Raw genomic sequence first — 25,377 nt, forward strand, 5'->3', positions numbered from 1 at the left:
TACAAAAATGATATTGATAATGATAATTATCAATCTTTTTGCGAATCGTATTGAGAAAAGCCAATAAGCCCAACAAACTCATTAAACATGTTTCTCATACTTTCTACAATGCGACTTTTCTTCTCAGCGCGCGCAATCGCCGCAGCGCCAAATCTGCTCATTCTAGGCATTAAATCATTAATGTCTGTACCAAGCTCACTTACTTCGCCAGCGCTAAAAGATTTCTCCATAAACTTGCGAGTCAAAGCATCGTTTAATCCTTCACTTTGCACAAGTTGCGCCAAATCATGATTATACTTTTTCTCAACATACTCGCTCCAGCAATCAACAATACTCAACTTGTTGCCGTTAGAATCGTAAATAGTAATGTTACCTTCAGAATCTACAAGCTTCCCAAGCTCCTTCTCGTTAAGCTGCGCAATAAACCCTTCAATAAGCTTCTTTTTACTACGCAACTGCGGGCTAGCGTCAATCGCCACCCTAATAGAAGCAAGAACATTTTTATCTTTACAATGCTTACTATGGTAACGTTCTACTAACATCAAAATGTAGTCAATATTTACTTCTACTTGGCGCACAAGCTCCATCTCAAACACAACGTCATCCGTAATGTCGGCGATCTCGCCTTTTTGCTCTTTGCGCTTCCACTCTTCATGCAAATCCTGGTAATGCCCCAAGTAATCTTGCATATCGCGCTCTTTGATTATCTCGTTGCCTTCAAATTGATCGAAAGCTTTCAGCAGGTTACGCAAGCGCAGAATATTACCAAAAAGCGATATAAACTTTTTCTGATTCTCTTCTCCAACAATGTCGAAGCCTTGCAGCGGATACTTTTCCATAAGCTCATTTACTAAATCACTGTATCCGCAACGCTCAATTCCTTTAGCGTCAACGTAACCGTTGTAAATCTGCTCAAACGTAGGACAAAGCACAATACCTTGCGCATCTTTATCTCCAAAAAGACTTACCGCTTCGTCAACTCTATAACTCAAATCCCTAAAGCACACAATGTTTCCGAATGTTTTAACGGAATTTAAGATTCGATTTGTGCGCGAAAATGCTTGAATAAGCCCATGCATGCGAAGATTTTTATCTACCCAAAGCGTGTTCAAAGTTGTTGCATCAAAACCAGTTAGAAACATGTTGACTACAATCAAAACGTCAATTTCCTTATTTTTCATGCGAATTGAAACGTCTTTGTAATAGTTTTGGAATTTGTTATTTGACGCATCATACGCAGTATTAAACATTTCGTTATAGTCTTTTATTGCGCTTTCCAAGAATTCTTGCGAATTTGCGTCTAGCTTTGCAGTACTTTCGGAATTTTCTTCTCCAAGAGAACCCATGCCGTTGGCGTACGCCGAAGAATCTGACTCGCCCTCGTTTACTGCATAGCTGAAAATAGTTGCTACTTTTAAGCGTTCGCTTGGAGGCAGATTTTGCTGCTGCTTTTTGAACTCGTTGTAATACGCTTTTGCAAGAGGAATGTCTGCAACAGCAAAGATTGAATTAAAGCCGTTTACGTCAACTGATTCAGAAGATTTTTTAGTCTCTAAAGTATTATGCTTATCTGCAGCAAGTTCTTTAACGTTAATAATGCGCTTGTACTTGTAAGTTTTCTCGTTGCGATACGTTTTTTGAGTAAAATGTTCAATAATATATTGAACAACATTATGCACGCGATCTTTGTGCTTAATTACCTCAGGGCGATTAATATCTTTAACCAATTCGTCGGTTGCTTTTTCAAGCTCGCTCGACGTTTTTACAGTAGCAACGTATTCCACGCGGAATGGCAACACGTTTTTATCGTTAATCGCGTTAATGATTGTGTACGTGTGCAAGCACGGTCCAAAGGTTTGCTCGGTTGTAGAAAGATGCGTAGCGTCGGAGCCAGCAGCGTTCGCTTCAAAAATTGGCGTGCCAGTAAACCCAAAAAGCAGAGCATTTTTAAAGTGTTTTACAATATCCGCGTGCATGCCTCCAAACTGGCTTCTGTGGCATTCGTCAAAAATAAACACTATGCGCTTTTTGTAAATTTCATGACTTGGGTTGTTGTTTATAAACCTACTAAGCTTTTGAATAGTGGTTATAATAAGCCTGCATTCTTCCGTATTGTCTTCTAGCTGTTTTGTAAGTACAGCTGTTGAAGTGTTACTATTTGCGGCTCCTTTTTCAAACCTGTCGTATTCTCTCATTGTTTGATAGTCAAGATCTTTACGGTCTACAACAAACAAAACTTTGTCAACAAGATTATTGCCTTCTGCGTCTTTCAAAGCTTTTACTAGCTGCGATGTTTTGAAGCTGGTTAGCGTTTTGCCAGATCCAGTAGTATGCCAAATATAACCACCCTTTTGACGCTCTGATGCTGGCGTTTTGCTCGCATTAGCAAACATGTATTTTACGCGATTCACTATGTTTTCTGCTGCAGTAATCTGGTATGGACGCATAACCATCAAGCAATCTTCTGCATTAAAAACGCAATATTTTGTAAGAATGTTAAGAATTACGTGCTTTGCAAAGAAGGTTTTAGCAAAATCGCATAAGTCGGAGATTATAGTGTTTTGAGCATCGGACCAATAGTTTGTAAATTCAAAACTGTTACTTGTTGTGCTTTTGCTAGATCCTTTACTTTTCTGCTCTCTGTAAGCATTATTTCGAGTTGAGTTGGAGTAATACTTTGTTTCAGTGCCGTTTGAGATTACGAAAATTTGCACGTATCCAAATAGTCCGCTTCCAGCCCAAAATGAGTCGCGAGCATAACGGTTAATCTGATTGAACGCTTCTCTAATAGGCACACCTCTGCGCTTTAGCTCAGTATGAACCATTGGCAAGCCGTTTACTAGAACAGTCACATCGTAACGATTACTACGCGCAGGGCCATTTGCATCATTATTGTTTGCATTATTGTTTGCGTTGACAGCATACTGGTTGATTACTTGCACAATATTCTTGTGAATATTTTCTTTGTCAATAATAGTAATGTTCTTATCTGTGCCGTCATCTTTTTTGAGTATTTTAACGTTATCTTGCTGAATAGTATCTGTTTTCTTAACTATATCGTCAGTGCCGTTTGCAATATTTTCTTTGAAAAATCTTTCCCACTCGTCATTCGAAAAATGGTAGTCGTTGAGCTTTTCGATTTGCACGCGAAGGTTTGCTATAAGATCTTTCTCGTTGTGAATGTGAGCGTACTCGTAGCCTTGGGATTGCAAAATGTTAATAAACTCTTCTTCGAGTTGTGCTTCGCTTTGATAACTGCCGTCGTTGCGCGCGCTCGGCGTAAACGTAGACATTACAGTGCTATCTTGATTCTCTAACACGATTTTCATTTTGCTTCCTTCTTTCTTACTTACTCACATAACGCATTGCATATTCTACAAATTTAAATTATCTCCAATGTAAATGGTTAAATATCCCATTTTTATATTCTTCATTTTTATTCAGAAAATCTTTTATTTCAGTCTCATAATTATGATTGTTTTCTATTTTTGATACTAAATACATTAAATTTACTAATGCTGCAGCAATAGATTTATCCGTATAACCATTTAATAAAGAAGAATTTTTAACATCACGAATTGAAGGAGTCGATATTACAGTTTCCTTATACCATAATCTACAATGATGAGAACACAAATTACGCAAGTAAACTATTGAATGGATTGCTTCAGAAGATTTACGAATTTCTGTTTTTAACCCCATTGAATCAAAAAGTTTTCGCAACACATTAGTATCTTTATACAAAGAAATCATTCGTGAAATAGTATCAAATGGAAAAGCTTCAACGGCAGCCCATATTGGTATAGGTTGTTTCTTACTCTTGTAATGTTTTATACAAACTTCGTTAGATTTTTCCAGCCATTTATTCATATTAGATAAAAGATTATTTATGCTTATGTTAGATTTTTTAATATACGAATCTGAATTGAGGTATGTATATGCTCCTCCAGAGTTTGCAACGTGATATGCAAATCTAGATCTTAATGTTAACTCTACTTGTGCGGTACCTTTAAGAATAATTGTTCGCAATTCTTCATCCATTTTGTACGGCACAAGAAAATCAACATCTTTGCTGCCTGGCTTAAACTGATTATTGCCAGAAGAAGGATCGACTTGAAACACTCGAAAATACCCAGATAATCTATAGTAGTTGCAGTTATATAGCATACTTTTTAAATTATTTTCATCTGTAACTACTAATTCTCGAGTTTTCATGAGTTGAATCATATCGTCAATAGATTTTGGAGGCTTTGAATCAGCTGAAAAACAAGAAGAACCCCCAGGTTTGAGCACTGTTAGTAGGCTTAGGGGGCTGCTGTTATCAGCAAGTCTATCAGACATTTTTTACCTCCTCAATCTCTTCGGCGAGTCTCACTAGAAATGTAATTTATGTAAATTGTAATACTAAATACGCTTTTATAGTTTACTTTACATAAATTGTGCATAACTACATTACGCACGCTTGAAGGTTAGGAGTTGATCTCGATAGTACTCGTATTGCTTGCGCCTAGCTTCGATTTCTGCAGGCAAACCTTGAGTTAAATCATTGCAAAGTGCGTCAAAGCGATCCAGAATTTGTACTATTTGATGCTGAACTTCTAGAGGTGGAACGGGGATTGTTACTTTACTCATTAATGCTTTAGATACATTAAATCGCGTAACACCGTTAGCAGTTCGCTTTATTTGAGAACGCAACGCGGTTGAACGAAACAGATACTTGGAAAAATCAGGATTCATTACACTTACGTCATTGAACCTAAAAGCAAAACAAAAACTGTTTAAATATACTTCTTCATTTAGGTGACATGTAACAGCAGATGAAAAACCACATTCATCAGGAGTCTCAGAGGAGCCAGTAAAAATTACATCACCATATTGTAAAACATTTTGCTTTTCACCATCAGAAACCTTAACAAAATCATTTGCAGAGAAATCTACAGCCGCATTACAATACACGTTTTTGTAAGTTATATAACGAGCATTTCCATCAACAAAATCATTCTTATTTTTACCAGTTAATCCGCCAAAGAACGAACCTAATTCTTTAAGATTCTTATACTCCACACCATTCGGGCAGTAGCGTGAGATAAGCGAGTGTAGAGGATTATTATCGTCAAATGTAAGCAAGGTATCTCGATAGTATTCGTACTGCTTTTTACGAGCTGTAAGCTCTGCTGTAAGCTCTGCTGTAAGCTCTGCTGTAAGCTCTGTGAATGTGTCTAAAATCCGCACAATCTCCGATTGAACCTCAAGCGGCGGCACTGGGATTTCAAAATCTTTTACTAATGAATCACTTATGGATGGATAACTAGCCCCATTTTGATTATTTTCTATATATGCGAAGAAATCATTAGTACTGATGATATGGTAAATCCATCTAGGCAGAACTACATCAGGGTTAGCACGCAAAACGCAAAAACCCGTACTACAAATTTCATCATTATATAAATCATCAATAATGCAATACCTTCTTAACATAGGACGAGTTGTGCCAAAAAGTACATCATTCTTTTTAATTATCTGTTGAGCCCTACTAGGTGCAGATACTGCATTGATACTTTGATAACAAATTACAATATGTCTATCTATATCTACAGAACTTAAATCTATATAACTTTTATCATTCCCGTTATAATTCTTCCACTTTATATTATCAATTTTAAATACGCACTTCTTGAGTGCCTTATACTCCACACCATTCGGGCAAAGCTCAGCGATTAACTCCTCAAGCCTGCTAGTCATTGAGCCACCTCGCTATTATCAAAGTTAACGCTGCCAGCTTCAATCTCGCTTACAATCTTCTCAATCTGTTCGCGTAGCTCTTGCTCGCGAGCGCAAACCGACGCAATTTGCGCGTTAAGCTCCGTAATATCAATCTTTTCGCGAGTATCTTCTGCTTCAACGTACGTGGAAACGGAAAGATTGTATTTATTGGATTCCACTTCTTCCAAAGATGCCACGTGCGCAATGTGCTCTACATCTTGCCTAGAAGTGTACCACTTAACAATCTGCTCAATATTCTCGTCCGAAAGCTTGTTACTATTCGTTGACTTTACAAACTCTCGGCTCGCATCAACAAACAGTACAGAAGTATCATTCCGCTTGTTTTTACGCAAAACCATAATGCACGTAGCAATCGAAGTACCAAAGAACAAGTTGCTCGGAAGCTGAATCACGCAATCAACAGCATTATGCTCAACTAAATATTGGCGAATCTTTTGCTCGGCTCCGCCTCTATACATAATCCCAGGGAAGCAAACAATAGCAGCAGCACCATCTTCCGCCAGATGCGCTAAACAGTGCAACACAAATGCCATATCTGCCTTGCTTTTTGGAGCAAGAACTCCAGCTGGAGCAAAACGAGGATCGTTAATCATCAACGGATTAGAATCCCCCTCCCAACTCGTGGAATAAGGCGGATTAGAAACCACTAGCTCAAACTTTTTATTAGCATCGATTTGCGGATTTATAAGAGTATCGCCGCAAGTAATCTCAAACTTGTTAAAATTCACGTCGTGCAAAAACATGTTCATTCGGCACAAATTGTAGCTAGTAACGTTCTTTTCTTGACCGTAAAAACCGCCATTAATATTTTCAATGCCTAGCACTTTTTTGGCCTTTAGCAGAAGCGACCCAGATCCGCACGCGGGATCGTACACGCTGGAAATGCTTGATTTTCCAACTGTTCCAAGGCGCGTGAGCAGCATTGAAACTTCTGCAGGCGTAAAGTATTCGCCACCAGACTTTCCAGCGTTAGAAGCGTACAAGCCCATCAAATACTCGTAAGCGTCACCAAAAGCCTCAATCACGTTGTTGTTTACACTGCCAAGCTTCATCTCACTAATCACTTGCAATAACTTAACAAAACGCTTATTTCTGCCTTCAACAGTATCTGCAAGCTTAATATTATTCACATCGTAATCGGAGAATAATCCCTTAAAATCACCAGACGACTTAGTGCCTTGAGACGACGCTTCAATATTGCGGAACACGCGGCTCAACGTTTCGTTTAAATCACTATCTTGAGGAGCGTTCTTAAGCACATTGCAAAACAGCTCGCTAGGAAGTATAAAGAAGCCTTTTTCACTAATCATTTCACTGCGAAGAGGCTCGGCATCTTCATCGCTTATTTTTGCGTAATCAAAGTTTGGATCACCGCCTTCAGATTCGTGCTCATCTTTATTAATATAATCGCATAAATTCTCGGAAATATAGCGATAAAACATTGTGCACAACACGTATGCTTTGAAGTCCCAGCCATCAACAGAACCTCGCAAATCGTCGGCAATCTTCCAAATCGTGCGATGCAATTCCGCGCGTTCTTCTTCTTTGCGAGTGTCCATTCTGCTGCTCCCTATTCGTGCAATTCGTGCAAGCGCATGCGCAATATATAAGCTAATTAAATAAGCGTTCTTTAATATTCTACTGTAAACGCGCACAATCAGCAGCGATAGTATTCGTATTGCTTGCAACGAGATTTTATCTCGGGAAATAACCCCCTTTGGACTATAACCCCGGAATCGTCTTTGTGTTGGCGTTTGTTGTGCGTGTGGGGGTTTTGAGTGTTGAATGTGTTGCTTTCGGTTTTGTTTGCTACTAGGGGCATTCAAAACCGAAAGCTTTTTGTTTTTGTTCTATTTATTTCCATACTGCGTTTTGAACGTTTTACGCGTTTCGTGTATAGCTAAAAACTTATACGCGATTTTGCAAGTCACATCTGCATTTGTTATTTCACTGCATTGTTATTTAGTACCCCTTATTATCTCATCTCTTTTTTGCCAAATTGTGTTATTGCAATCAAAAATACAAACACAGATATTGCAATTGCACATGGCAAAAATGGTATAAGATTAAATCCGTTTCCTAATCCTGTTGATGTAACTGCATGTAGAGAGCGGGAAACCATATATCCGCTGTAACAATAAGGATAAACTACCCAAAGTGGAGTATTTGCTATTAATACGCCAGGAATCACAAGAAGTATATTTAATCCAACGGATAACATTGACTTTTCAAAAAGAACAGTAATCGCCCACATGACTATTACGCTTGGAATCATAGTCAAAAACAGATCTAAACACCATTTTAGTAGATACATAATTGGGAGCGTTTCTGTAACTCCTGTGCTACTGGTTGCAAACAATCCTGCTATAACGAATACGGCAAAAAATACGACCATTTCCATAAGCAAATAAAATAGCAGTACGCAAAATTTTGCAGCAGAAATCGCGTATCTGCTAACAGGCAGTGCCAGCATTTTTAGTATTCCGTTATTGCTTGTTTCTCGTCCGGCAATCATCACACAAATAACAATCATACTAAGAGGAAGCAAATAGTATGAATAGACTAATGCGCTTTGAATAAACATAGCAGCCCATGCGTGTGTATATTCTGGAGTGAAGTATCTATGAAGGCTTGCTACACCAGATCCAACCACAATTAGTGGCGCAATAAAAATCAAAGGAATAATTTTACTACGCTTTACTTTCTTAAATTCGATTCTAAGAAGTTCAAAAAATCTCATTTTCATAATCTCCTTATTCGTAGTGCAGGTTCTTAGCTGTCCACAATCCAGAACATAAAAACAGAAGTGTTTCAACTATTGATACGATTACGACCGTAGTATTAGGTTGCGCGCTCATGGCAACTGCTGGTTTTAGCATAACGATAAAAGGTGATGCCATAAAAAGCACGATGTCTGACGAAGCCAATGCCATGCCGCTTAAAAATCCTGCTACACCAATTCCAAGCGTCACCCACATGTTTTCAAATAGTGATGATACAAAAATCATAAAGGACAATACAGGCATTGACGTAATAAATGAATATGCAGCAAAAGATATAAGAGTACTTACATTAAACGTGCCTTGTGGCAAATCTGTTACACCGATTTTTGCAAGTGCTAAATTTTGTATGCAAATAGCGATTAGTAATAGAACAGTCAGCAGAATAAATTTGCATAGGTACATAGCAGGAACACTCATAGGAAGCATATGCATCTTTTTTACTGCATTTCCCTTAAATTCCATGTTGTAGATAATGCATGCGGCGACTATTATGCCGAACATGTTTAACACCATAATCATGCCGTAAAGCTGTGTAAGGAGAATATCCATAGGAGCTAAAGGCAGGTTTAATAATGTACTTTTTCGTACAATGAAATTCACAAAAGCGTACGCTGCTCCCATAATGCCAATAGCAATCATAAGAGCTATAAAACCAGTTCTCTTGCATTTTTTTAGTTCGATTACAAGCGTTTTCATAGTCTTGCACTCTGCTTCCTGAGTGTATTGTCTTTATCAATCATGGATAGGAACATATCTTCCAAATTGTCGGCAGCAAAACCAGATCGTAATGCGTATTGTCGTAGTTCATCTAAACTACCTTCAAATAGTAAGTGTCCGTGATTAAGTATTCCAATATCATCTGCAATAAGCTCAATTTCGGATAGCATATGAGAAGAAATAAGAATCGTGCAATCGTAAAAATCTGGAAGCGACTTAATTAGATTTCGGATTTCGTGTATACCAGATGGATCGAGTCCATTTGTTGGCTCATCTAAAATCAAAATAGGTGGTCTACCAAGCAATGCTCCAGCAAGACCAAGCCTTTGTTTCATGCCAAGTGAATATTTTTTTGCAAGACGGTCTCCAAACTCAGAAAGACCTACTAATTCTAATGCGTCATCAACTGCACTCTTAGGTAGTTCTAAAATACGACGTATAATGTCAAGATTTTCTCTACCTGTTAGATTTGCATAGAAAGATGGGGATTCAATAAACGAGCCTATTTCTTTCAAAATAGGTATGCGGTCAGCAGGAAACCGCTTTCCGTCGATTGTAAATACGCCTTTTGTTGGAGCTGTAAGTCCTAGGAGCATTTTCATTGTTGTAGATTTTCCAGCTCCATTTGGCCCAAGAAAGCCATAAATGCTACCTTTTCGAATATGAAGTGAAACATCATTAACAGCAGTAAATGATTTATATTTTTTTGTTAAATGTTCTGTTGTAACAATATTGTTCATGGCAATATCTCCTTTCAGGATTTATGATATTGCGTCAACCTTTCTACAACATTCTCTTCACCTTACATCTACCTTACATTTTTATGCGAGGTCAAAAAATGAATATTCACATGGCATAATATATGTTAGGGGGCGCTCCATGAATCAGGATGATTATTTGTTGAACAAGCATATTCTGCTTGTTGATGACGAGCAGGAACTTTTAGATATGGTTGTATCCATATTAAACGAATACGGTTTTCATAATATAACTACTGCAAAAAGCATGAAAGATGCTGTAGAAGCAACACAAACATTACGTCCAGAATTAGCAATACTTGATGTTATGCTCCCTGACGGTAATGGATTTGAGTTAATGGAGAAGATAAAACAATATAGTGATTGTCCTGTTTTGTTTCTTACTGCTTGCGGTGAGGATGAAGATAAGTTTAAGGGATTTGACTTAGGAGCAGATGATTATATTGTAAAGCCGTTTCTTCCAAAAGAGCTAACGTTTCGCATTATGGCAATTTTAAGACGAAGCTACAAGAGCGAAAATCCCATTGTTAAACTGAAAAATAGTCAGATTGATTTTTCTTCTGCAGAAGTAATAAAAAATAACGAACATATTCCACTTACAGCCAAAGAACACGATTTGCTTTCTGCTTTATATAGAAATGCGGGACGTATCGTAACAATTGACGCGTTATGTGAAGCTGCATGGGGTGATAATCCTTTTGGATATGAAAATTCTTTAATGGCGCATATACGTCGTATAAGAGAAAAAATAGAACTCAATCCATCGCAGCCTGTTTCATTGGTAACAGTAAAAGGTTTAGGATACAAGCTGATTGTGGAGTAAAGCAGAATGAAAAGCATACCAAAACTAATACAACGCTTTATAAGTATTTTTCTACTAAGCACTGTGCTCATAGTATTAATGAATATTATTGCGTTTGTTGTACTTATAGGGAGTTACGCACCCGATAAAGAGATGTCTCCCTATAACATAGCAAAAGAGACGGGAGAAGCATTACAATTATCCGCAAGTGGGGATTATGTATTATCAAAAAATATGTCTTCCAAATTGACAAATTCTGGCGCATGGGCAATTTTGATTGATAATAATACGTTAAGAGTCGTATGGAAAACAAAAGACGTTCCTGCAACTATTCCAAACGATTATACTTTGTCTGATGTAGCTAATTTGAGCGTTGGCTACATTGATGGTTATCCAACTTACACTGGTGATAATAAGAATGGAGTTGTCGTAGTCGGATTTCCGCACAAAAGCTTTTGGAAACATACGCAACCAAGTTGGAACTACAGTTTAATCTCAAATTTTCCACAGATTGTTTTAAGCGTATTCTTCATCAACATTTTGCTTATTCTTGGAATTTATTTAATAGCTAATATAAAACTACTAAAATCAATTAATCCGATTACAAAAGGGATACAACGTTTATCTAGTGGAGAAAGCGTGCATATTCCAGAAACAGGAGCGCTTTCAGAAATTTCATCTAACATAAATTCTGCTTCCGATATTTTGCAAATACAAAAAGAACAATTGAGAAAAAAGGAGACTGCAAGAGCGAATTGGATAGCTGGAGTTTCGCATGATATTCGTACTCCGTTATCTATGGTTATGGGATATGCGGGACAGTTAGAAAATTCTCTCCATATTTCGCAAGAAGATCGTAAAAAAGCGACGATGATTATTAAGCAAAGTGCAAGAATGAAGAATTTGATTAATGACCTTAATTTGGCTTCAAAACTTGAATATAATATGCAACCCATTATGAAAAAAGAAGAAAATATTGTTGCTGTTGTTAGGCAAGTTGTTGTGGATTTTATGAATATGGGTATGCAAGATGAGTTTTCGATTAAGTGGGAAACAGATGCTAAATTGACTGTTTGCAATATTAATGTAGACAAAGATTTATTAAAACGAGCAATATCTAATCTTATTCAGAACAGCATATCTCATAATGAAAATGGGTGTACGATTTATGTATCCGTTGCTGCAAATAATAACAATTGTATTATTTGCGTTGAGGATAATGGTATAGGTGCTTCAGATGAAAAAATCGAAAAGCTTAATCATGCACCGCACTATATGATTTGCGATACAAGTACTGTAGAGCAACGGCATGGTTTGGGTCTGCTAATTGTTCAACAGATTATTAGCTCTCATAACGGAACGGTTGATATAAGCAGAAGCAAACATGGTGGGCTTAAGGTTGAGTTAACAGTGCCAAGTAAAAAATTTGGGTTATAGGTCTTTTGGCCTATAACCCAAATATCCAGTACTTATTAGTTGTCTTTTTTGTACACTACCAGAAATAATTAAGCCGCTATCTCTAAGATGTCGCATTAAAGAATCAACTGTTTTATAAGACATTACACACAATCTCCTTCTCTGCAATTTTTTACTTTACAGTAAAATTTATTTTACAATTTTACTATGCACATTTGAAAGTGGAAGCTGATTGCAACGCTACCGTATTGTTTGCGTCTAGCTTCGATTCTTGCAAGCAAGCTAGCTCACATAGTCATTATTGGGCATTAGTTGGAATTATTCAGCATTACTCAGCATCACTCCGCAAAAAAGTGCGCTGGGAAGGCGCGTGTTTTGCGAAGCGCATGCTTTGTCAGCATTACAGCAAACTCAGCACTGGTGGTTTGCACGATTTTTTGCAAATTGTTTTCTTGCGATACAAACAACGCAGTTGCGAGCGCATCAGCGTAAGCAGTTGGAAAATCGCAAGTTTTGCTAGGCACATACGCCCAACTTGCGCATAAATCGCAAGCAGGAATGCCATCAAGCGCATTAATCAAGTGAGTCGCAATTAAATTAGACTCAAAGCCACTTGCATCTTTGCCTAAATAACTTGTGTCTTTTACTTTCCAACGCCTTCTTGCGCTAGACGACGCACACAACGCTCCGCTTGCGATTGATGCCACTGCAACTGCTTGAGTTGTGTCAAACGGATTTTCCAGAGCCACTTTTATTTGATTATTCTCTTCGCTAAAACAAGCGCGCATATCTCCGCCAGCGTTAACCAAAAAATCAAAATCGGCACGCGAATCGCTATTCGAAGGCGAATCGCCACTAAGCTCCTCTTTAATAATCTGTGTTACAAGATCTACAAAATAGCCCTTTCCAGCTGCACCAAAATCAAGCTGCACTGGCTGATTGGTGCGAAGCGTTGCGCTGCCGCAATCTCGCGAAATATTCCCCCACGTAACTGGCAAAGCGCGGCGGTAGTTAGACCAACTGTCACTGCTACTATTCTCATTCTTACCCGCACTAACTGCCGATTGCGGAACGAATTGCACGGAATTATCGTAGCCAAGCGCAAGCAAATCTGCACCAATACACGCGTCGAAAGCACCGTGCGTAGCAGCGTAAAACTCACTATAAAGCGTAAAAAGCGGCTGCGTCCACGTTGGAAACTCAAAATCGCCGCCATCATCCGCACAAGCCATGCGCGAAACAAGCGAATCCGCGCGAAAGCGCGAAAGCACCGATTCGTACTCGTCAACAAAAGCGCGAATCCGCTTCTGCACGCGCTGCGAAATCGGCTTGCTGCTAGAGATAATAATCCCCGTTCCAAGAGCACGCTCAATCGCCATTACGTTCCTAAACATCGCTTGCCTCACTCCCAATATCAAACACTCTATCAATCATCAAAAACCATAACAATATCCCCCCAAAATCCACAAAATAGCAAAATGTCGTCATAGTTTACAGAAAATCGCATTCTATACCGACATTTTTAAAAAATAGCAGCATAGCGAGTAAAAAACATTCATCTATACCGACATCGTGGGAAAAATACTGTATCAACAACTATATTAAGATTGATGGTAAAGTCAGCATAAATCACAAATCCTCACTTATATACATGCCAGATCGCAATTATCTTTAATATTTTCACATCAGCATATTGCCAACGAAAAATATTTACAAAATATATAAATATAATATTTATGTACTTTACCTTGGTAGAATTTGTCTAAAAATTAATCAACTTATTGAATTCTGTCGAATAAGAAAAATTAAAAACAATATTGACATTCGATATAGTAATTGCAAATCATTAAGACTCTTCAGGGAAAAAATCAAATATATTATCATCGCATAAACAAGACTTACTACAACAACCAACATGCTTGCAACATGCCGGTAAAGCTTTTGTATTATTGCAAAAAGATTAATATTCCGACAATGACTTTATTAGCTAAAAATACATTACAACGGTATTCATAATATAAAAATAAACTTACTTTTTGTATTTAGCACTTAATTTATTATTAAATTGTACATATAATTATCCCATATTATTCAGTCGTATATGAAAATCGAAAATTAGTCTACTAACTTATGCAGCTAAAGATGATTATCATGCGTGAATGGGAAAATGATGAAAACAGATCAATTAGGCATGACCCACAAAGATCATCAAGCTTTAGACGTTGCAAAGCTTTATTACAATGGATTATCTCAAGCTGAAGTGAGCGAAGTTTTACATGTTTCAAGGCCGAACGTGTCAAAATTATTATCTCATGCTAAAAAACGTGGATTCGTAAAAATTACAGTAGAAGATCCAAGAGAGAAAGACATACATCTTATAGAAACATTAAAAAAATATTTTCAACTTGATGAAGTTAGACTTGTTTCTCCTATAAGAGGACGCGATATAAATCTCCATAAATCATTAGGAAAAGCTGGTTCACAACTCATAGCTAGCCTTCTGAGAGATGGAGATACAATTGGAATATCTTGGTCAAGGACGATCGATTATGTTGCTTCACAAATGCCAGAGATGCATTTTAATAACATACATGTTGTTCAATTGCGCGGAGACATGTCTTTGCCTTCTATGGATCTTTCTATGATGAACGCATTAAAAGCATTCCATCTCGCTTTAAATGCCACTGTACATACAATTGCTTATCCAATTATTTTTGAATCTGTTGAAGCTAAACAGGCTGTAGAACGTCAAACTGGCATAAGGAATGTGATTTCTCATGCAGAAAAAGCAAGAATTGTCGTCTATAGTGTTGGTTCAAATGAATCTACATCGCCTCTTATGTCTTCTCCACTCATAACAAACAATGAGAAAAAAGAATTAACTGAAAATTCTGTCGGCGATATTTGTTCACATTTCGTAGATAGAAATGGTAGGGTTTGCTTACCAGATTTAAATGCTCGGACTCTTACGATTTCTTTGCCAGAACTACGGCACAAAGAGCAACGCATTTTAATAGCAGGCGGAAATGAAAAATTAGACTCCATTTATGTTGCATTGACTTATAAATATGCAAATCGATTGGTTATAGATGTACCAACTGCGCACAAACTAGCGTCGATATGTAAAAAGAGTAACAATTCTTAAAAATTGCACATATGTTCTGAAATTTTGTTCAAATACGTCTCCTGAACTACTACACTCTATGCCTAGAGAAACTGAGGTAGTTTCTCTAAAGTCAAAGGAGACAAAATGGAAGAAAAAGCTAAATACATAGATCACACATTGTTAGCTCCCGATGCAACAACAGAACAGGTCATAAAAATCTGCAACGAAGCTAAAAAGTATGGATTCTGCTCAGTATGCATAAGCCCATGCAGAGTTAAACTAGCTTCAGAGCTCCTTAAAGATAGTGACGTGAAAGTTTGCACTGTAATTGGATTCCCTTCTGGAACGCATTGTACAGAAGTCAAAAAGTTTGAAACAGAACTTGCAATCAAAGAAGGTGCAAATGAAATCGACATGGTTATTAATATAGGAGCCGCGAAAGAAGGCGACTGGGGATATGTAACCAAGGACATTGAGGCAGTTGTAGAAGGTGCAAATCGCCAAGCTATTGTTAAAGTCATCCTTGAAGTGTGTCTATTAACAGATGAAGAAATAGTAAAGGCCAGCAAATGCGCACAAGAAGCTGGCGCTGATTTTGTTAAAACTTCAACAGGCTTCTCTACTGGAGGAGCGACAGTACACGCTGTTAAACTTATGCGAAAAACTGTTGGACCAGATATGGGCGTTAAAGCTGCTGGGGGAATTCATACATCAAAAGAGATGAACGAAATGATTGAAGCTGGCGCCAACAGGATCGGAGCCTCTGCTGGAGTGAAACTTCTCTCAGGAGAAGAATCATGATTACACAGCAGTCAGATTTAGCAAATGAAGAAACATTTGCTACTAATAACACTTGGGGAATTATAAAAGATAAAACCATACAACTAAAAGATGGATATCTAAATAAAACTCCTATTTTTCAATACATGCTATTATCGATATGCTTCCCAATGTGGGGAATCGCAGCAAGTCTTAATGATGTATTAATCACTCAATTTAAGTCGGTGTTTTCACTGTCCGATTTTGCATCAGCATTTGTACAATCAGCATTCTACGGGGGGTATTTCTTAATCGCTATACCTGCGTCTAGAGTAATTCGGCATTCTAGCTACAAGGTTGGCATACTGATAGGTCTTACCGTATACATAATTGGATGCTCATTGTTCTTCCCAGCATCCACTATGGCAACATATTCTGTGTTCTTAGTGTCTTTATTTGCAATAGCAGTAGGTTTGTCATTCTTAGAGACATCATGCAACACATATTCATCGATGATTGGAGAAAAACGACTTTCCACTTTGAGATTAAACATTTCTCAAACTTTCTACCCTCTAGGGTCTATCGCTGGTATTCTGCTAGGAAAGTATTTAATCTTCACAGAAGGTGAATCTTTACATAATCAAATGGCAAAAATGAGTGTGGCAGAGAGCCAAAAGTTTGCCAGGGAAATGTTACAAAGGACTCTACATCCATATAGGGTTATCATTTTAATCCTGTTAGTAATGCTAATTATTATTGCTATAACACAATTCCCATCTTGCAAACCTACACACACTGATGAGGATGCAAAAGATAATGCATCAATAGTGGAAACACTACGCTATCTAATAAAAAATTCTAGGTTTAGAATCGGCATTCTAACACAATTCTTGTATGTAGGAATGCAGACGGCTGTTTGGTCGTTCACTATTAGACTTGCTCTCAATATAAATCATGGTTTAAATGAACGCACCGCAGCAAACTTCATGATCTTTTCATTCATTGGATTCTTCGCAGGAAAGTTTATTGCAAACTTACTTATGACGAAGATAAATCAAGATCTTGTGCTTATTGGATACTCAGCATGCGGATTTATTGCATTAGTGTATGTAATACTTGTTCCAAATATGACTGCCGTATATGCAGCAGTGTTAGTATCAGCACTATTTGGACCATGTTGGGCAACTATTTACTCGCGTACTCTGGATTCCATAGAAGACAAACGTTTCACAGAGACTGGCGGCGCGGTAATTGTTATGTCAATAATCGGTGGAGCAATTGTTCCCGCAATACAAGGACTTGTATCTGATCACACTGGCTCTATGCAAATCTCATTCATAGTTGATTTAGTCTGCTTTGCAGCGGTATTCATCTATTTCTACTTAACCTACAAAAAATCTAAAAAAGAAAGCTGAATGTCATGTCAGAATTTAATATTAATCTTTTCGAATCACAATTCACTGAATCAGTAAAAGAAATATTACACAATAATGAATGGTCTGTTACCACGAAACAATATCCTCAAGGTATTGCATCCTTGACAATACATAATTCTAGAGGATATGTTGAAGTGCTCCCATTCATGGGACAGATTATTTGGGATGCAAATTTTGATGGTAAAAGTTTGAGAATGGATAACATGTTCTCAAAACCTAAACCAGCAAACCAAATTGTTAACACATACGGGTGCTTTGCATTCCATTCTGGACTTTTAGCTGCAGGGTGCCCTTCTCCGGAAGATACGCATCCTTTACACGGTGAATTCCCATGCTCGCATATGGATAATGCAAAATTAATTGTTACCGAGACATCTATAACAATTGAATCTTCCTACGAATACTTACAGGGCTTTGGTGATCACTATGTTGCAAAACCTTCAGTAACTTTACACGAAGGTTCTTCAATGTTTGATATTCATTTAGAAGTAACCAATAAGTCGCTATATGCGTCAATGCCACTACAGTACATGTGCCACATGAACTATGCATTTGTAAAGGACGCTAAAATAATACAAAACTTTGGCAATGACACATTCAAGTTACGAACATCTATTCCTGCTCACGTAAAGCCAACTCCAAGATGGACACAACTTAATGAAGACATACTAAGTGGTAAAAAAGATGCTAATTCATTAGTAGGAGCAGAAGAATTTGATCCAGAAATTGTCTACTTTGCGGATGGAGTAAACAAAATTACGGACAATGCAATTATTGATATGGTTGCTCCAGACGGTACTACATTCGAAACACAATTCTCCACGCAAGAATTCCCTGTTGTGACCAGATGGATTCTTTACAATGCAGATCAAAAAGTTGCAGCTTTTGCTCTGCCTGGAACATCTAGGCCAGAAGGGCGCGAAGCTGCTAGGAAAGCTGGCACATTGATTCAATTAAATCCTGGCGAAACAAAGAAATTCACTGTTCATACTGGAATTAAGGAGAAGTAACAATGGAAATTGCAGTAGTTGGATCAAATATGGTTGATTTGATTTCTTACATAAACCGTATGCCAACAGATGGAGAAACAGTAGAAGCCCCAGACTTTCACATGGGTTGTGGAGGAAAAGGTGCTAATCAAGCCGTAGCAGCATCTAGAATGGGCTCAAAAGTATTGATGGTAACAAGGGTTGGTAACGATGTTTTCGCGGAAAACACAATTAACAATTTTGAGAAAAATGGTATTGACTCTAAATTCGTAATGAGAACAGACGCTACATCTGGAGTAGCCCCAATCTTTGTAGATCCACAATCGCGAAACTCAATAATTATTGTCAAAGGAGCAAACGCAAAACTTAAGCCAAATGATGTGGAAAAAGCTCGCAGTGAAATCTCAAAATGCAAACTGATAGTTCTACAGTTAGAGATTCCTCTAGAAACTGTATATGAAACAATAAGAATGGGGGCGGAATTGGGTGTACCAGTCCTACTGAATCCAGCTCCAGCAGATCCAGCTTTATCACTAGAGAATATTCGCAATTGCGAATTTATTGTGCCTAACGAAAGCGAGCTTTCTCTCCTTACTGGAATGCCTGTTGACACTAGTGAAGATATCACTAATGCAGCTAGAATGCTATTACAATCTGGCATTCCTAATGTAATTGTTACATTAGGAAGCAAAGGAGCCCTATTGGTAAATAGCGAAGGCGAAAAGATGTTTAAAGCTGATGCACAATCCGCGCAAAATGCAGTTGACACAACTGGCGCTGGCGACGCGTTCATTGGATGTTTCAGCCATACATGGGTAAAGACCCATGACATAGAAGCATCTATAAAGGCAGCCAACATATATGCTGGAGATGCTGTAACCAAACGAGGTACACAGTTATCTTATGCTACGGCAGAAGAAGTTGGATTGGAATAGTTTATTATAAACTCAATATACACTAAAATTAAGCGTATAGCATAAAAGTTGGGTTGATTATACTCTATATAGTTATCAACCCAACTTTTTGTGTTATACAATGGAAAATTGCTATTGTATCTTCCCAGACCAAAATTAGGGTTAATTGATTAATTTGCCTTCTCATACATCTAATAATCAAACAAAAAAGAATGTAAACAACAAAAATGTAGTCAAAAATAATATCAGTTTATTAATGCGTGCTCACGCAAACGCGCAATCAGTGTAGCAATGGCATACAAGCTATATAAAGCTTTTAGAACAATCCCAGACTTTTGGCTCAACCTTCAACGCGACTACGATATTCTGCGATTTGACGAATCCAGCATGGGTAACATCACGCCAATCGTTTCAGCGTAACATGATTTACGCGCTTTAATGCCAAGCAAATCTAATTTCGCAAAACAGAGCAAATCTAATTTCACAAATTTGAAAATTTTTTAATTTTGCGAAATGAAACAAACATCGCTTGCCTCACGCAAACATTTCATTCGCTTTTTTAGAAAGCTCATACCGAAGAGGGCGTTCGCCAATAGAATCAACCATTTCAAGCTCAATCAAACCGTTAAGCGCGCTCACAATCTTTCTCTCACCAATCTTCTCATCAATTGCATTACCAACGTATTCGCTTAGTTGCTTGCGAGTCATTGGAGTTGGATTATACGAAAAAAGCTTATTTTGCAACAAAATAGACAGAGCTTCACGCTGCACTTTAGAAATTTCTTCCTCTGGGAAAAGCTCACGCAGCTTACCCATACAGTAAATAATGTGCTTTAATTGCACACTAATATTCTCAAACACTTCGCTCTGTGCTTTTTTAATATATTCCAATATTGTGCAACAAAACATAGTTAAATCATTGCAATTAAACAGTTCTTGTGATTTAGAAAAAGCAGCATAGTATCCAGATTTTTCTGCGTAAATTATGGAGCTTAAGCTCAAAACCGTTGGCATTGAAAGCTGCTCATGCAATTGCAAAGCAAGCAAAAACCGCCCAGTTCTGCCGTTTCCATCATAAAATGGATGCACGCTCTCAAAAGCATAGTGGCACATGCACGCCTTGATAAGCGTTGGAACTTCGGCACTATTCATCAAATGCAATAACTCAGTTATATGCTTTTGAATTTCCGCTTCCGTTGCATCGCCATCGTGCACTACATTATTTGCACCATCACGAATACTTACTTTTCCACTCCTAAAAATCTCACCATCTGGAATATTATTTGCTTCTAATTCGCCCTGCATAATACTGTCGTAGATTTTTCGTATATCTTGCAAGGTTTGTGGAATCGAAGTGTCACATTCACTTGAATCCGCAAGCTCGAGAAAAAGCTTAGTAAATTCACTAAAACGCGTATGCTTATTCTGCTCGTTTGCAGCATCAAGTGCTTTGGAAAGCTCTTTTCTAGTGCTGTGAACACCTTCAATAATGTTGGTATTTTGCACTTCTTTTGCAATAAGTTGCATTAAATACTCGCGCTGAGCAAACCGCGACAACTCGTTCCACGCTTTTTCAATGATTTTTTCAGCGCGCATAATATCATCTATGTACGTTACAAGATCCGTTACACACATTGCAAAAATCTCATGGCCATCAAATACGATTCCAGAACGATACGTCACAGGATTATCAATGCGCAATCGATATTCTTCTTCCGCAATATCACAAGGTTTTGCATTACTTTTAGACATCGCAACTATTTTGCGTATTGTTTTGTAATCCATAATGCGACTCCATTTACGTTATTGCGTTTACATTATTGAGGATTTTGCAGTAATGTCTTGCAATATTTTGCTTGCGATATTTTTGTTTACAAGCAAATAATGCATTTATTACAAAATGATTGCATAGCTAACGTAAGAATCTATTCTATACCTACATTTTGCCAAAATGAAGGCATAGCTAGTAAAAAACATTCATTTATACCGACATTTTGGCAAAAACGCACTATAGAAACATCGGCAGCGTCGGTAACATCAACATAACGCCACTCGTTTCGGCGTAGACAACACCAATGCTACGCACGCAAAAGTAAAGATTCGGGATTTTACGCAAACATACGCCCCCACTTTCAAAACTTAAAAAATATTAAAGTTTTGAAAGTAAAAATACGTGTTTGCTTTCAAAAGTAAAAATACTACGAGCTTGAAGATAGCATTAGTGACAATGCAACGTTGGAGCGCGAACTTTCGCCACTAAAAGCAATAAAAGACGCTTATCCTAAAATTCTGCTTGCAAACACTCGCCACGATTCTTACGACGTTGAAGGAATCCGCGTAATAGACATAGCACAATGGCTAATTGGCACAAAGTGAGTAAAACACAAAAAGGGTTTGTTAGAAGTAACCTAACAAACCCTTAAAACCAGAAGGAAGAATCCCGTCCCTAGCAGGAAACAACCAACCAGCAACAAGCATCAAGCACAATCAAACAGCAACCCAAACTCCACATGGTAAGAAAAGGAAATTTTCGGCAAACCACACGAAACCCAAGCCACTATTTGAAAGCTCGTGATACGCGTGAAGCAAAAACAACACGCGCATCACACGCTCAACGCAAGCCTTTTTAACTTAGTGACGCATCTTGCGAACAGCAGCACCCATGCCAGCAAGCATAGAAGCAGCCAAAGCAGTCAAAGCAACACCAACACCAGCATTACCAAGCTTCTCGCCAGACTTACCATGACCACCCTTAGCAGCAAGCTCACCCTTAGCAGCAGCCTTAGCCTTATCAGCAGCCTTCACATGAACACCAGGAACAACAGGCTTTGTTTCAGGCTTGGATGGCTGTGAAGTTGTAGTCTTACCACCAACGAGTTTAGCAAGCTCTTCCTTCAAAGCCTTAAGATTAGCAACATCCTGAGTATAACCAGAATTATATGCCGCTACCTTTCCCTTGGCTTCATCAAATGCAGTCTTAGCCTTGTTATAAGCATCTTGCGCAGCAGTAAGTGCTTCATTCAACTCCTTACCACTCTTATTCTTTTCAGTTCCGTAAGCCTTATCAGTATCATCTTTGTCGAAGTCATCAGTCGACTTCTTATCATTGCCTTGCTTTGCTTTATACGCCTTAAATCCAGCGTCATAAGCAGCGTAAGCAGCAGTAAGAGCCTTATCAGTCTCTTCAAACTTAGTCTTAGCCTGATCATATGCGTTCAGAACTTCCTCAGATGGCTTAAGATTGTTATTCTTCATCTTTGTCTCAAGAAGAGCAATAGACGTCTTAAGATCTGCAATCTTAGCATCAGTATCAGCATCAGCCATTGCTGGGGTTGCCATTGCGAAGCCGGCAAGCAAAGTAGCGCCAGCAGCGAAAGCGGCGATAGCCTTCTTATTCATCATTTTAATTTCCTTTCTTCTTCTCCTCTGCGTTAGGGGCGCAGAGAAAAATTTGCTCCACAATCCACAACACGTGAATAGTGGTTTAAACACCAGCCAAAACTAGGAGCAGCTGGCGTTTGCTTATTAACATACCCCCCCCCCGTTTAAAAAAGTCAAGAGGCAGCCACACAGAACAAACAGAAAAAAATAATGTTACGCACAAACTAATCCACAATAAAAACTATTTTCACCATAATATTTGTGGATTAACACTAATAAAACCGTAAAAACACATTGTTTCAAGGTTTTTAAAGAATTTTCCCAGACTTTTCTCAGGAAACTACTCAAACAAGAACACTAACACTATAAAACCATTGAAAAATCAACATTCCACGCAACCCACACACGCAACACGCCGACAACCCACCAACAATCACACCGACACCACACTGGCAATCATGCCGACACCAAACCAACATCAAACTGACACCGCACAAACATCACACCAAACCGAATACCACACCGGCACCACATCAAATGCCACGCTACAAGACAATCGCACCCAATTAAATTCCCACGTTTGTTCCCTTTCTGGGCAAATATAGAAACAAACGCGGGATAAAAGAAACAAAAAAGCAGGAGCCGCGATAAATAATCGCAAACTCCTGCTTATCTAGCGTACCTTATTACAAAAGTCAGCCTTAGATTAACTTAAATCACATTAAATCACTTTAGCGTTAGGCAACACATTGCCGTCTTTATCAACGTTACAACTGTGCTCAACAGCAATAGTAATATTGTCTGAGTCAACAGAAAAGAATCCGTCAGTCACCTTAAAAACATGACGAACGCCATTCAAATCGTCAACCTTTACAAAACCGTGATCAATCAACGCAAGCACAGCCTCATGCCCAGGAAGAACACCCATTGCGCCATTCACAGAAGGAATAACCACAAACTTGGCATCGCCTTCCCAAACAGGATGCCTAGCTGCAACCACACTAACGTGCAGCGTTTTCACTTGCTTCTCTGCCATAATCACGCACCAAACTCTTGCTTCATATCGTGCCAACGACGCTCAAGATCGTCGATGCCACCAATGCCAGAGAACGCCTGCTCAGGAATCTCATCGTAAGTACCATTGCAAATTCGCGTAAACGCCTCAATGGTCTCATCAGCTGGAACATAAGAACCTGGACGACCAGTGAACTTTTCAGCCACATAGAAGTTCTGACCAAGGAACTGCTCAATCTTACGAGCACGGCTCACAGTGGTCTTATCTTCCTCACCAAGCTCATCAATACCAATCAAAGCGATGATGTCCTGAAGCTCCTTATTACGCTGCAAAATAGCCTTCACACGATTAGCGCAATCGTAATGAGCCTGACCAACATAACGCGGATCAAGAATTCGCGAAGTAGAAGTCAAAGGATCCACAGCTGGATAAATACCCTTAGCCGCAATATCACGCGAAAGCTCGGTAGTAGCGTCCAAGTGAGTAAAGGTTGTTGCAGGTGCAGGATCGGTGTAATCATCTGCAGGCACGTAAATAGCCTGAAGCGACGTAATAGAATGACCGCGCGTAGAAGTAATACGCTCCTGCAACGCACCCATTTCATCCGCCAAGTTTGGCTGATAACCAACTGCAGAAGGCATACGACCAAGCAAAGTGGAAACCTCAGAACCTGCCTGAGTAAAGCGGAAGATGTTGTCGATAAACAGCAACACATCCTGATTCTGAACATCACGGAAATACTCAGCCATAGTCAAAGCAGTAAGAGGCACACGAAGACGAGTCCCAGGAGGCTCATCCATCTGACCAAAGACAAGCGCTGTTTTCTCCAAAACGCCAGCCTCAGCCATTTCGCCAATCAAATCGTTACCCTCACGAGTACGTTCGCCAACGCCAGCAAACACAGACACACCACCGTGATTCTGTGCAACGCGCTGAATCATCTCCTGAATCAACACGGTTTTACCAACGCCTGCGCCGCCGAACAGACCGATCTTTCCGCCCTGTACGTAAGGCGTAAGCAAATCGATAACCTTGATACCAGTTTCAAACATTTGAGTCTTAGACTCAAGCTGATCGAAAGCAGGTGGGTTGCGGTGAATTGGCCACCTTTCAGTAACCTCAATGTTCTCGCCTGACTTAGCGTTCAAAATGTTACCAGTTACGTCAAAAACGTGACCTTTTGTAACATCTCCAACAGGCACAGAAATTGGGCCACCAGTATCTCGCACTAAAGCACCACGGACCAAGCCGTCCGTAGGCTTAAGTGCCACTGCTCGCACAGTTGAATCACCAAGGTGCTGCTCAACTTCCAATGTAATCTCGTGGACGGTATCTCCCTCCGTGTTTCCAACGGTGTTGATATCCACTTTGAGAGCATTGTAAATATCTGGAAGATAGCCGACTGGGAATTCAACGTCAATCACGGAACCCTGAACACGGGTTACGCGGCCGGCCGTTGGGTCGCTTTCCTTTGCATCTTCTGGAGGTGCTGTGGCCTGATCTTCAGCCATATGCTC

At 38.9% G+C, this 25,377-nt stretch carries 20 protein-coding genes and 1 pseudogene; 9 read left to right on the top strand and 12 right to left on the bottom strand.

Annotation, left to right across the window (positions count from 1 at the left end; translation table 11 throughout):
- Positions 1-29: 29 nt before the first annotated feature.
- From HXT25_RS02385 to HXT25_RS02415, 7 genes are all read right to left on the bottom strand, one after another.
- Positions 30-3,329 carry a type I restriction endonuclease subunit R gene (locus HXT25_RS02385; protein WP_422118637.1) on the bottom strand — a complete coding sequence of 1,100 codons (3,300 nt, stop codon included), beginning with the start codon at positions 3,327-3,329 and terminating at the stop codon, positions 30-32.
- A 58-nt stretch (positions 3,330-3,387) separates the two neighbouring features.
- Positions 3,388-4,341 (bottom strand): Abi family protein, encoded by a 954-nt coding sequence (locus HXT25_RS02390; protein WP_075038442.1) that lies wholly within the window; start codon positions 4,339-4,341, stop codon positions 3,388-3,390.
- Between the two features lie 111 nt (positions 4,342-4,452).
- Positions 4,453-5,742 carry a restriction endonuclease subunit S gene (locus HXT25_RS02395; protein WP_422118638.1) on the bottom strand — a complete coding sequence of 430 codons (1,290 nt, stop codon included), beginning with the start codon at positions 5,740-5,742 and terminating at the stop codon, positions 4,453-4,455.
- Positions 5,739-7,343 (bottom strand): type I restriction-modification system subunit M, encoded by a 1,605-nt coding sequence (locus tag HXT25_RS02400; protein WP_075038444.1) that lies wholly within the window; start codon positions 7,341-7,343, stop codon positions 5,739-5,741. Before HXT25_RS02400 ends, HXT25_RS02395 begins: the two co-directional genes overlap by 4 nt.
- Positions 7,344-7,759: 416 nt before the next feature.
- The gene (locus HXT25_RS02405; protein ID WP_004114222.1) at positions 7,760-8,524 is read right to left on the bottom strand and encodes an ABC transporter permease; all 765 of its coding nucleotides are present in this window, start codon (positions 8,522-8,524) and stop codon (positions 7,760-7,762) included.
- Positions 8,525-8,537: 13 nt separating this feature from the next.
- Positions 8,538-9,263, bottom strand: a complete 726-nt coding sequence (locus tag HXT25_RS02410; protein ID WP_004138748.1) for an ABC transporter permease — start codon at positions 9,261-9,263, stop codon at positions 8,538-8,540.
- On the bottom strand, positions 9,260-10,024 hold the full coding sequence (locus HXT25_RS02415; RefSeq protein WP_004116219.1) for an ABC transporter ATP-binding protein: 765 nt from the start codon (positions 10,022-10,024) through the stop codon (positions 9,260-9,262). Before HXT25_RS02415 ends, HXT25_RS02410 begins: the two co-directional genes overlap by 4 nt.
- 139 nt (positions 10,025-10,163) lie before the next feature.
- Here HXT25_RS02415 and HXT25_RS02420 point away from each other — a divergent pair, with 139 nt between their 5' ends.
- The gene (locus tag HXT25_RS02420; protein ID WP_004573677.1) at positions 10,164-10,865 is read left to right on the top strand and encodes a response regulator transcription factor; all 702 of its coding nucleotides are present in this window, start codon (positions 10,164-10,166) and stop codon (positions 10,863-10,865) included.
- 6 nt (positions 10,866-10,871) lie between these two features.
- Positions 10,872-12,281: a sensor histidine kinase gene (locus HXT25_RS02425; protein WP_004138681.1), complete on the top strand. Its 1,410-nt coding sequence runs from the start codon at positions 10,872-10,874 to the stop codon at positions 12,279-12,281.
- A gap of 317 nt (positions 12,282-12,598) precedes the next feature.
- Here HXT25_RS02425 and HXT25_RS02430 read toward each other — a convergent pair whose 3' ends face one another.
- On the bottom strand, positions 12,599-13,639 hold the full coding sequence (locus HXT25_RS02430) for an FAD:protein FMN transferase (protein WP_415707033.1): 1,041 nt from the start codon (positions 13,637-13,639) through the stop codon (positions 12,599-12,601).
- Between the two features lie 788 nt (positions 13,640-14,427).
- Between HXT25_RS02430 and HXT25_RS02435 the strand changes: the two genes are divergently transcribed.
- The 6 genes from HXT25_RS02435 to HXT25_RS02460 all read left to right on the top strand — a co-directional run bounded on the left by HXT25_RS02435 (position 14,428) and on the right by HXT25_RS02460 (position 19,884).
- The gene (locus HXT25_RS02435; protein ID WP_004138670.1) at positions 14,428-15,405 is read left to right on the top strand and encodes a sugar-binding transcriptional regulator; all 978 of its coding nucleotides are present in this window, start codon (positions 14,428-14,430) and stop codon (positions 15,403-15,405) included.
- Positions 15,406-15,510: 105 nt separating this feature from the next.
- Entirely contained in the window at positions 15,511-16,167 is a 657-nt protein-coding gene (gene deoC, locus HXT25_RS02440; RefSeq protein ID WP_004116226.1) for a deoxyribose-phosphate aldolase, read from the top strand.
- Entirely contained in the window at positions 16,164-17,540 is a 1,377-nt protein-coding gene (fucP, locus tag HXT25_RS02445) for an L-fucose:H+ symporter permease (RefSeq protein ID WP_004116227.1), read from the top strand. The genes deoC and fucP overlap by 4 nt, the downstream gene beginning before the upstream one ends.
- Positions 17,541-17,545: 5 nt before the next feature.
- Positions 17,546-18,571, top strand: coding sequence for an aldose 1-epimerase family protein (locus HXT25_RS02450; protein ID WP_422118639.1), 1,026 nt, complete (start codon positions 17,546-17,548; stop codon positions 18,569-18,571).
- Between the two features lie 2 nt (positions 18,572-18,573).
- Positions 18,574-19,485, top strand: a complete 912-nt coding sequence (rbsK, locus tag HXT25_RS02455; protein ID WP_422118640.1) for a ribokinase — start codon at positions 18,574-18,576, stop codon at positions 19,483-19,485.
- A 270-nt stretch (positions 19,486-19,755) separates the two neighbouring features.
- Positions 19,756-19,884: a hypothetical protein gene (locus HXT25_RS02460; RefSeq protein WP_004138655.1), complete on the top strand. Its 129-nt coding sequence runs from the start codon at positions 19,756-19,758 to the stop codon at positions 19,882-19,884.
- Between the two features lie 114 nt (positions 19,885-19,998).
- Here the strand turns inward: HXT25_RS02460 and HXT25_RS02465 are convergent, their stop codons facing one another.
- On the bottom strand, positions 19,999-21,249 hold the full coding sequence (locus tag HXT25_RS02465) for a Fic family protein (protein ID WP_422118641.1): 1,251 nt from the start codon (positions 21,247-21,249) through the stop codon (positions 19,999-20,001).
- Positions 21,250-21,675: 426 nt separating this feature from the next.
- Here HXT25_RS02465 and HXT25_RS02470 point away from each other — a divergent pair.
- Positions 21,676-21,840, top strand: a pseudogene (locus HXT25_RS02470) (ATPase); the annotation flags it as partial.
- 255 nt (positions 21,841-22,095) lie between these two features.
- Here the strand turns inward: HXT25_RS02470 and HXT25_RS02475 are convergent.
- The 3 genes from HXT25_RS02475 to atpD all read right to left on the bottom strand — a co-directional run bounded on the left by HXT25_RS02475 (position 22,096) and on the right by atpD (position 25,371).
- Complete coding sequence (locus HXT25_RS02475) at positions 22,096-22,866, bottom strand: hypothetical protein (protein WP_415682596.1); 771 nt, start codon at positions 22,864-22,866, stop codon at positions 22,096-22,098.
- A 700-nt stretch (positions 22,867-23,566) separates the two neighbouring features.
- Entirely contained in the window at positions 23,567-23,881 is a 315-nt protein-coding gene (locus HXT25_RS02480) for a F0F1 ATP synthase subunit epsilon (RefSeq protein ID WP_004114210.1), read from the bottom strand.
- A 2-nt stretch (positions 23,882-23,883) separates the two neighbouring features.
- On the bottom strand, positions 23,884-25,371 hold the full coding sequence (gene atpD, locus HXT25_RS02485; protein WP_422118642.1) for a F0F1 ATP synthase subunit beta: 1,488 nt from the start codon (positions 25,369-25,371) through the stop codon (positions 23,884-23,886).
- Positions 25,372-25,377: the final 6 nt, after the last annotated feature.

This window comes from Gardnerella sp. DNF00476, assembly GCF_049262735.1.
Classification (GTDB): domain Bacteria; phylum Actinomycetota; class Actinomycetes; order Actinomycetales; family Bifidobacteriaceae; genus Bifidobacterium; species Bifidobacterium vaginale.